This is a genomic window from Pseudomonas sp. ES4 (assembly GCF_050586665.1).
GTDB classification, from domain to species: Bacteria; Pseudomonadota; Gammaproteobacteria; order Pseudomonadales; family Pseudomonadaceae; genus Aquipseudomonas; species Aquipseudomonas frederiksbergensis.
The window spans coordinates 286,151-294,582 of the sequence record NZ_JBOBDO010000006.1; the positions used below are offsets into that span (position 1 = coordinate 286,151).

The 8,432-nt window shown below is 60.9% G+C and carries 9 protein-coding genes; 5 read left to right on the forward strand and 4 right to left on the reverse strand.

Translation table 11 applies throughout. The features are described from left to right. Window positions 1-308 precede the first annotated feature (308 nt). Complete coding sequence (locus tag ACQ4OB_RS10300; protein ID WP_074878323.1) at window positions 309-1,100, forward strand: crotonase/enoyl-CoA hydratase family protein; 792 nt, start codon at window positions 309-311, stop codon at window positions 1,098-1,100. Between the two features lie 142 nt (window positions 1,101-1,242). Here the strand turns inward: ACQ4OB_RS10300 and ACQ4OB_RS10305 are convergent, their stop codons facing one another. Continuing rightward, window positions 1,243-1,998: a spermidine synthase gene (locus ACQ4OB_RS10305; protein ID WP_430955636.1), complete on the reverse strand. Its 756-nt coding sequence runs from the start codon at window positions 1,996-1,998 to the stop codon at window positions 1,243-1,245. A gap of 149 nt (window positions 1,999-2,147) precedes the next feature. Here ACQ4OB_RS10305 and ACQ4OB_RS10310 point away from each other — a divergent pair, with 149 nt between their 5' ends. Then, complete coding sequence (locus ACQ4OB_RS10310; protein WP_074878329.1) at window positions 2,148-3,494, forward strand: class II 3-deoxy-7-phosphoheptulonate synthase; 1,347 nt, start codon at window positions 2,148-2,150, stop codon at window positions 3,492-3,494. 109 nt (window positions 3,495-3,603) lie between these two features. Here ACQ4OB_RS10310 and ACQ4OB_RS10315 read toward each other — a convergent pair whose 3' ends face one another. Both ACQ4OB_RS10315 and ACQ4OB_RS10320 read right to left on the reverse strand, forming a co-directional pair. After that, window positions 3,604-4,824 (reverse strand): winged helix-turn-helix domain-containing protein, encoded by a 1,221-nt coding sequence (locus tag ACQ4OB_RS10315; protein WP_074878331.1) that lies wholly within the window; start codon window positions 4,822-4,824, stop codon window positions 3,604-3,606. Window positions 4,825-4,888: 64 nt separating this feature from the next. Further along, window positions 4,889-5,104, reverse strand: coding sequence for a DUF1127 domain-containing protein (locus ACQ4OB_RS10320; protein WP_430955637.1), 216 nt, complete (start codon window positions 5,102-5,104; stop codon window positions 4,889-4,891). Between the two features lie 95 nt (window positions 5,105-5,199). Here ACQ4OB_RS10320 and ACQ4OB_RS10325 point away from each other — a divergent pair, with 95 nt between their 5' ends. After that, window positions 5,200-6,054: a LysR substrate-binding domain-containing protein gene (locus ACQ4OB_RS10325; protein ID WP_102616309.1), complete on the forward strand. Its 855-nt coding sequence runs from the start codon at window positions 5,200-5,202 to the stop codon at window positions 6,052-6,054. Here ACQ4OB_RS10325 and ACQ4OB_RS10330 read toward each other — a convergent pair. Beyond that, window positions 6,044-6,793: a sulfite exporter TauE/SafE family protein gene (locus tag ACQ4OB_RS10330; protein ID WP_102616310.1), complete on the reverse strand. Its 750-nt coding sequence runs from the start codon at window positions 6,791-6,793 to the stop codon at window positions 6,044-6,046. The genes ACQ4OB_RS10325 and ACQ4OB_RS10330 overlap by 11 nt on opposite strands. A 112-nt stretch (window positions 6,794-6,905) precedes the next feature. Here ACQ4OB_RS10330 and ACQ4OB_RS10335 point away from each other — a divergent pair, with 112 nt between their 5' ends. After that, window positions 6,906-7,862, forward strand: a complete 957-nt coding sequence (locus ACQ4OB_RS10335; RefSeq protein WP_074878339.1) for a LysR family transcriptional regulator — start codon at window positions 6,906-6,908, stop codon at window positions 7,860-7,862. Window positions 7,863-7,931: 69 nt separating this feature from the next. Beyond that, window positions 7,932-8,393, forward strand: a complete 462-nt coding sequence (locus ACQ4OB_RS10340) for a MarR family winged helix-turn-helix transcriptional regulator (RefSeq protein WP_102616330.1) — start codon at window positions 7,932-7,934, stop codon at window positions 8,391-8,393. The last annotated feature ends 39 nt before the right edge of the window (window positions 8,394-8,432 follow it).

The window sequence follows — 8,432 nt, forward strand, 5'->3', positions numbered from 1 at the left end:
AATGAAAAAGATTCGTCAAGGGAGAGTCCGCTGTGCGGACGTGCAGCCGAAGCTGACTTCGGGGAATTGCGCTACCTAAACGCGGCCTGGTTAAAGGCCGGCGCGCACTATACCGGAATTCGCTCAAAAAGGGAGCTTTATTTGTCGGAAAAGTGCGGTGTTTAGCGTTCTGTCACACGCTTTGCGGACAATCGGACAACAGTCTATTTTTCAAAGGCCCAGCCCTGCTGACGATCGCGCTAAAACGGTTCACCCTTGTCACGCAGACCTGCTGCCTGACATCCCTTCCCCGCCCGAGGAAATACACCATGAATCAGCCCTGCTCCAGCCGTGTGAGCCGTGAACGGCACGGTCACGTCCTGATGATCGGCCTGGATCGAGTGGCCAAACGCAACGCCTTCGATCTCGACTTGCTCAACGAACTGAGCCTGGCCTATGGCGAGTTCGAGGCCGACAGCGAAGCGCGGGTGGCAGTGGTGTTCGGCCACGGTGAGCATTTCACCGCAGGGCTCGATTTGGTCAGCGCCAGCGCGGCCCTGGCTGACGGCTGGCAGGCACCGCCCGGCGGCTGCGATCCGTGGGGGGTGTTCGCCGGCCCCAGGGTGAGCAAACCGGTGATCGTCGCCGCGCAAGGCTACTGCCTGACCATCGGTATCGAATTGATGCTGGCCGCCGATATCAACCTGTGCGCCAGCAATACCCGTTTCGCCCAGAAAGAAGTGCAACGCGGGCTCTTCCCGTTCGGCGGCGCCACGTTGCGCCTGCATCAGGTCGCTGGCTGGGGCAATGCCATGCGCTGGCTGCTGACCGGCGATGACTTCGATGCCCATGAGGCGTTGCACCTGGGGTTGGTGCAGGAAGTCATGGCCAGCGAGGACCTGCTGCCCCGGGCGATTGAATTGGCTGAGCGGATTGCCCGGCAAGCGCCGCTTGGGGTTCGGGCGACGTTGATGTCTGCAAGGCAGGCGCGTTATGAAGGGGAAACCGCGGCGGCCCAGGCATTGCCGCCGATGGTGAAGAAGTTGCTGGCCAGTGAAGATGCCAAGGAAGGCGTGCGGTCGATGATCGAGAAGCGCCCCGGAGTCTTCAAAGGCTGCTGACACGCCGGCTTTTGTGGCGAGGGAGCTTGCTCCCGCTGGGCTGCGAAGCGGCCCCGAAAATCCTGGCAATCCATGGAGATTTTGTGAGTGCTGCGCACTCAAGCGGGAGCAAGCTCCCTCGCCACAGTTATCTCACCAGCCTTCACGTCGCCGGGCGGATTGCCTTGATCAATGACTGCAACGAATACCCCAACCGCGGCGCCAGCCCTTCGGCGCGGGCGATCAGGCCGTTCATGTCCAGTTCCTGATCCAGCTCCGAAGGCACGAGCAGAATCACATTGCCCTCCTTCACCGGCAGCTCCCAGTAATGCCGGTGATAGAGCCCGCGAAACAATGCGGCGCCCAACGGCTTGCCATCATCGGTGGCCCACTGGTTGATCACCAGCCAACCACCCGGGTTCAGGCGTTTTTGACAGTTTTCCAGGAAATTCCACGCCAGATGCCCGACACCTGGCCCGACATCGGTGTAGAGGTCGACAAAAATCAGATCCGCCGGCTCAGCGGTATCGAGCAGCTCCAGCGCATCGCCCACCCGGATATACAGTCGCGGATCGTCATCCAGCCCAAGGTATTCAATGGCCAGGCGCGGCACGTCAGGGCGCAACTCGATGGCTTCGACGTCTTCCAGCGGCAGGAACTTGAGGCAGGCCTGGGTCAGTGTGCCGGCACCGAGGCCGAGGAACAGCGCGGTTTCCGGCTGCTCGTGGCACAACGCGCCAATCAGCATCGCCCGGGTGTAATCGTATTCGAGCCAGCTCGGATCAGCCGTGAACACGCAGCTCTGTTCGATGGCATCACCGAACTCGAGAAAACGGTAATCGGCCACTTCCAGCACGCGAATCACGCCGAACTCATCCTGTACCTCGGCGAGCAGATGCTCGACGCGCTCCTCAGTCATTTCGTCTCCTGATCGTCGCCGTACCCGGCAACGTACTAAAACCGCGGAGTGGCGCGGCAAAAGCGCGATTGTCCGCGAAGCGACGGGAACAGGTCACGCACTAATTGCTGATAACATGACCGTCCGAGCGTAAAACACTAGAGACCGTGATGAGCCAACCCTGGAGCCCTGACAGCTGGCGCGCCCTGCCGATCCAGCAACAACCCCGTTACCCCGACGCAGCGCATTTGCTGCACGTCGAGCAAACGCTGGCCAGTTACCCGCCGCTGGTGTTTGCCGGTGAAGCCCGGGAGTTGCGCCGTCAGTTTGCCGAAGTGACCCAGGGCCGCGCGTTTCTGCTGCAGGGCGGCGACTGTGCCGAAAGTTTTGCCGAGTTCTCCGCCGCGAAAATCCGCGACACCTTTAAAGTGCTGCTGCAAATGGCGATCGTCATGACCTTCGCCGCCGGTTGCCCGGTGGTCAAGGTCGGGCGCATGGCCGGTCAGTTCGCCAAGCCGCGTTCGGCCAACGATGAAACCATCGACGGCGTCACCCTGCCGGCCTACCGTGGCGACATCGTCAACGGTATCGGCTTCGACGAAAAAAGCCGCGTGCCGGACCCGGAACGCCTGCTGCAGTCCTATCACCAATCCACCGCGACCCTGAACCTGTTGCGCGCCTTCGCCCAGGGCGGCTTTGCCGATCTGCATCAAGTGCACAAATGGAACCTGGATTTCATCGCCAACTCGGCGCTGGCCGAGAAGTACAGCCACCTGGCCGATCGCATCGATGAAACCCTGGCGTTCATGCGCGCCTGCGGCATGGACAGCTCGCCGCAACTGCGCGAAACCAGTTTCTTCACCGCCCACGAAGCGCTGCTGCTGAACTACGAAGAAGCCTTCGTGCGTCGCGACAGCCTGACCAACGATTACTACGATTGCTCGGCGCACATGCTGTGGATCGGCGACCGCACCCGCCAGCTCGACGGCGCACACGTCGAGTTCCTGCGGGGCGTGAACAATCCAATCGGGGTCAAAGTCGGCCCCAGCATGAACCCCGAAGACCTGATTCGCCTGATCGACGTGCTCAACCCGGACAACGATCCTGGCCGTCTGAACCTGATTGCGCGGATGGGCGCGAACAAGGTCGGCGATCACCTGCCGCAACTGATCCGTGCCGTACAGCGCGAAGGCAAGCAGGTGCTGTGGAGTTCCGATCCGATGCACGGCAACACCATCAAGGCCAGCAGCGGCTACAAGACCCGCGACTTTGCGCAGATTCTTGGTGAGGTGAAGCAGTTCTTCCAGGTTCACGAAGCCGAAGGCACGTATGCCGGCGGCATCCACATCGAGATGACCGGGCAGAATGTCACTGAGTGCATTGGTGGGGCGCGGCCGATTACCGAAGACGGGTTGTCGGATCGGTATCACACCCATTGCGACCCGCGGATGAATGCCGATCAGTCGCTGGAGTTGGCGTTTTTGATTGCCGAGACGCTGAAGCAAGTCCGACGCTAAATGATCGTTCCCACGCTCTGCGTGGGAATGCAGCCCGTGACGCTCCGCGTCACTGGACGCGGAGCGTCCCTAGAGGCGTTCCCACGCAGAGCGTGGGAACGATCGGTGCTCAAAGCTGTGCCAATGCCACCCGCAACCGCGCCGCACTCGCCCGCGGACAATTCAACTGAACCTGCTCAAGCCCCAGCCAATCCGCCATTCGCCGCAGATTGACCGCCAACGCTAGCATCCCTTCGTCATCCAGCCCCGGCTCTTCCTCATGCACCGCGTGCACCGCAAGCCTGCCCTGCGCCCGTTCGGCGCGCAGATCCACCCGCGCGGCAATCCGTTCATTGTGCAAAAACGGCAATACGTAGTAGCCGTAGACCCGCTTGTCCTGCGGCGTATAGATCTCCAACCGATAGCGAAAATCGAACAGGCGCTCGGTACGACTGCGCTCCCAGATCAGTGAATCGAAGGGTGAAAGCAAGGCGCTGGCTTCGACCTTGCGCGGCACTTTCGGATCAGGCAGACAATAGGCCGGTTGCCGCCAGCCCTGGACTTCACAGCCCAGCAATTCACCCGCCTCCACCAGTTCCGCCAAGCGCGGACGGGCATCACCGGGACTCAGGCGAAAGTAATCGCGCAGGTCTTTTTCTGTTCCGACGCCCAACGCTGTCGCGGCATGCAGCAACAGGCCGCGCTGAGCCTCGGCCTCGCTCAGCAGCGGCTGCGCAAGAATCGCCGAGGGAATTACCCGCTCCGGCAGATCATAAAGCCGCTCGAACCCACGCCGCCCGGCCACAGTCACTTCTCCGGCGGCGAACAACCATTCCAGCGCATGCTTTTCTGCGCTCCAGTCCCACCAGGGCCCTGCCCGTTCCTGACGGGTCGACAGGCTTCCGGCACCCAGCGCACCCAGCTCCTGAACCGAGGCCAGCACCCGGCGAATCGTGTCCTGCTGCTCACGTCCGAAACGCGCCAGTTGCTGATAGATATCTTCGCCACGGGTCGCGCGCAGCATGCGCCAGCGCATCAACGGGTACATCGCCAAGGGCAGCAACGAGGCTTCGTGCCCCCAATACTCGAAGAGCGTGCGCCGCCGGCCCGAACTCCAGGCAGCCTGGTCGAGCAAGTCGGGGGAGTAATTGCCGAGGCGGGAAAACAAGGGAAGGTAGTGCGAACGCACCAATGCATTGACCGAATCGATCTGCAGAATGCCCAGCCGCTCGATCAGACGGTTGAGCTGCACCGGCTTGATCGCCGCTGGCGGCTGGCGCCCGTTGAACCCTTGGGCGGCCAGCGCCAGACGCCGAGCCTGTTTGATGGAAAAGGACAGTGTTGCGCGCATGAGCATCTCCTTGTCTGCTCGCAACCTACCTCACCGGAAGATGGTTTGTGTAGTTGTGTATGACTCATTTGTGCATCGGGTCATCCCAGAATGGGCGGACTGCTTCGTGTTCGACATCCGCACGACTGAGCCCGATGTCCTTCAACGCTTCATCACTCATGCCCGCCAACATTTCACGTTCACGGTGCAGTTCGTACCAGCGATTGAATTTGTGCAGCAAATCAGAGATCAGGTGCACCGAGTTTTTTTCTACGCCGACATAACCTTTTTGACCTTTCATCTTGTTGCCCTCCGTTTGGATGGCTCAAGTGTCACGCCAGGGCTAAGATCAATCCAACGAATGTTTCTTATGTAATACATCTCGGAGATTGATGAATGTCTGCCTACCCGACTATCGATACCGACGTGCTGCGCACCTTTGTCGCCATCGCCGACCAGGGCGGTTTTACCCGCGCCGGTGAGTTGGTCAACCGCACTCAGTCCGCTGTGAGCATGCAGATGAAGCGACTGGAAGAGGACGTGGTGCAGCGTCAATTGTTCCAGCGTGACGGACGGCAAGTGCGGCTGACGGCGGAGGGTCAGGTATTGCTCGGCTATGCCCGGCGCATCCTCAAGTTGCACAGCGAGGTGTTCAATACGCTGCGCGAGCCGCACATGGTCGGCATGGTGCGCATCGGCACGCCCGACGATTACGTGATGCGTTTTTTACCGGGGATTCTGCGGCGGTTTGCCCAGACGTATCCGCTGATCCAGATCGAGGTGCACTGCGAATCATCAAAACAATTGCTGCTGCGCCAGGACCTCGACTTGACCATCGTCACCCGCGAGCCGGGCAACGAAATCGGCCAGTTACTGCGCAAGGAGCATTTTGTCTGGGCCGAGGCACAGTGTTTCAGCGCCCATGAGCAAACACCGTTGCCACTGGCGATGTTCAACAGTGATTGCTTCTGCCGCATATGGGCCTGCAATGCGCTGGACGCCATGGGTTGCGATTATCGCGTGGCGTACAACAGCGACAGCCTGTCGGCGATCATGGCGGTAGTCAGTGCCGGACTGGCTGTCACTGCGCAACTGGAAAGCCTGATCACCCCCGACATGCGCATTCTCGGTGAAGCCGAAGGCCTGCCAATCCTGCCCGAAGCCAGCATCATGCTGGTGCGCAACCTGCACAATCCATCGCCGATCACTGAATGCCTGGCCGAACACATCGTCGAAGGTTTCAAACTTTAAAGGAGAGCATCACCGCACAGAACACCAAAAACCCACAGAACAACCCGCGCAGCAGTCGCTCTGGCAGTGCGTGGGCAATCCTCACACCCCAACTGATACTCATCAGCCCGCCAACCGCCAAAGGCAGGCCGATCATCCAGTCGACCTGATGATGCACCGCGTAAGTCACCAGCGTGACGCCAGTACTTGGCAGCGCCAGCGCTAGGGACAACCCCTGGGCAACCACCTGACTGGTGCCGAACAGACTGGTCAGCACTGGCGTTGCCACCACCGCCCCGCCCACGCCAAACAACCCGCCCATGGTGCCGGAGGCGGCGCCGAGCACGCCCAGCCATGGCCATGAGTAATTCATCTGCGCCGACACGGGCGCGTTGGCGTAGAACATTCGCATCAGGTTGTAGGCCGACAGAGCAATCAGGAACGCGACAAACCCGATGCGCATGGTTTGTGCATCGATGCCCACTGCCCAGATCGAACCGATCCAGGCAAAACAGAACCCCATCGAGGCCAATGGCAGCGCGTGGCGCAATTCAATGCGATTACGCTGGTGGTAACGCCACAGCGCCAGCATCACGTTGGGCACCACCATGACCAGCGCCGTGCCCTGGGCAATCTGCTGATCGAGGCCAAACAACACGCCCAGCAACGGGATCGCAATCAAACCACCGCCAATGCCGAACAACCCACCGAGGGTTCCCAGAGCGGCGCCAAACACCAGGTACATCAAAAACTCAATCACAGGCGATTTTCCCTTCACGTCAGGCTATTCATCCTACGCAGTCGGCGCTGGCGGGGAAACGCACAGCAACGCACAATGGCTGTGCCAACTTCGCACAAGCGCTGACACCACCATGAACCCTGATCAATTGACCGAACAGCTGGGTCTGTTCCTCGACGTGCTGGAAACCGGCAGTTTTTCCGCCGCTTCCCGCCGTCATCCACTGACCCCTTCAGCCGTGGCCCGGCGCATCGACAGCCTGGAAAACGCCGTCGGCAGCCAGTTGTTCATTCGCAGCACCCACGCCGTGCGCGCCACCCCGGCGGGTTTGGCATTTGCCGAGCGCGCCCGACGGATCGTGGCTGAACTGCGGCTGGCTCGGGCTGAGGCGGTATCCTTGAGCAGCGCACCGGAAGGCTTGATTCGGATCGATGCACCGGCGGCCTTCGGACGGCGGCATCTGGCGCCGGTGATTGCCGACTTTCTGATGCTCTACCCCGGCCTCGACGTGCAGTTGCACCTGATCGACAGTTTCGTCGACATGCAGGGTTTGAATCTGGGCAAGGTCGATCTGGTGCTGCGCGCCGGGCAAATGGCCGATACCCGGCTGGTGGCCACGCCGCTGGCGAGCATGGTGCGCATCGCCTGCGCCAGCCCGGAGTATTTGCAACGGCGTGGTGTGCCGACCGATCCGGCGCAACTGACTGAGCATGATGGCCTCGACTGGGATGGCCTGGCTCCGCCGTTCGCCTGGCGCTTCGAACGCGACGGGCAGATGCACTTGCACCGCCCGGCGCGCATCCGCATGGGTGCCAACAATGCCGAGGCGTTGGTCTGCGGCGCATTGGCCGGGCTGGGTATCGCACACTTGCCCACCTGGTTGACCAGCGAATACCTCTTACGCGGTGAACTGCTTCCGCTGTTCTGTGAACACGGCCTGCCACCACCGGAAACCACCGGCATTTATGCCTTGCGCCTTGAGCAACAACCCAATCCCCGTAGCCGCCTGTTGCTGGAATACCTGAAAACCCGTTTCAGCCCGATCCCGCCGTGGGATCTGGCCCTGCAAAGCACCCTCGACCGGCACTAGGCTAGAATTGTCTGGTGCATTAAAGATTCGCCCGCTAGATTTATGACGATCACTGATCAAGGCTTCGAAATGACCACCGAGCGCGATACCCCGGATAACTGCGACGACCTGCTGCTGGATAATCAGGCCTGCTTCGCCCTGCACTCCACCTCGCTGCTGATGACCAAGGTCTACAAGCCGCTGTTGCAAGCACTGGGCCTGACCTATCCGCAATACCTGGCGATGATGGTGTTGTGGGAACAGGACGGTTTGACCGTAGGCGAAATCAGCACGCGCCTGCTGACCGATCCCGGCTCACTGACGCCTTTGCTCAAACGCCTGGAAGCCGAAGGTTTACTCAGCCGCACCCGCAGTCGTGAAGACGAACGGGTGGTGATTGTCGAACTTACCGAACAGGGTCGTGCCTTGCGAGAGCAGGCGCAGGGCATTCCCCAGTGCATCCTCGGCGCCAGCGGGATGACCCTGGAGAGGCTGCAGAAACTGCAAGCGGAGCTGCAAGCGCTGCGCAGTAATCTGCAGAACAGTCTCTAACCTCCAAACCACCACAAATCCCCCGTAGGAGTGAGCCTG

Bases quoted from the DNA above. Each gene is read 5' to 3' on its own strand.
- ACQ4OB_RS10300 (WP_074878323.1), top strand. From the start codon at position 309: ATGAATCAGCCCTGCTCCAGCCGTGTGAGCCGTGAACGGCACGGTCAC.
- ACQ4OB_RS10305 (WP_430955636.1), bottom strand. From the start codon at position 1,998: ATGACTGAGGAGCGCGTCGAGCATCTGCTCGCCGAGGTACAGGATGAG.
- ACQ4OB_RS10310 (WP_074878329.1), top strand. From the start codon at position 2,148: ATGAGCCAACCCTGGAGCCCTGACAGCTGGCGCGCCCTGCCGATCCAG.
- ACQ4OB_RS10315 (WP_074878331.1), bottom strand. From the start codon at position 4,824: ATGCGCGCAACACTGTCCTTTTCCATCAAACAGGCTCGGCGTCTGGCG.
- ACQ4OB_RS10320 (WP_430955637.1), bottom strand. From the start codon at position 5,104: ATGAAAGGTCAAAAAGGTTATGTCGGCGTAGAAAAAAACTCGGTGCAC.
- ACQ4OB_RS10325 (WP_102616309.1), top strand. From the start codon at position 5,200: ATGTCTGCCTACCCGACTATCGATACCGACGTGCTGCGCACCTTTGTC.
- ACQ4OB_RS10335 (WP_074878339.1), top strand. From the start codon at position 6,906: ATGAACCCTGATCAATTGACCGAACAGCTGGGTCTGTTCCTCGACGTG.
- ACQ4OB_RS10340 (WP_102616330.1), top strand. From the start codon at position 7,932: ATGACCACCGAGCGCGATACCCCGGATAACTGCGACGACCTGCTGCTG.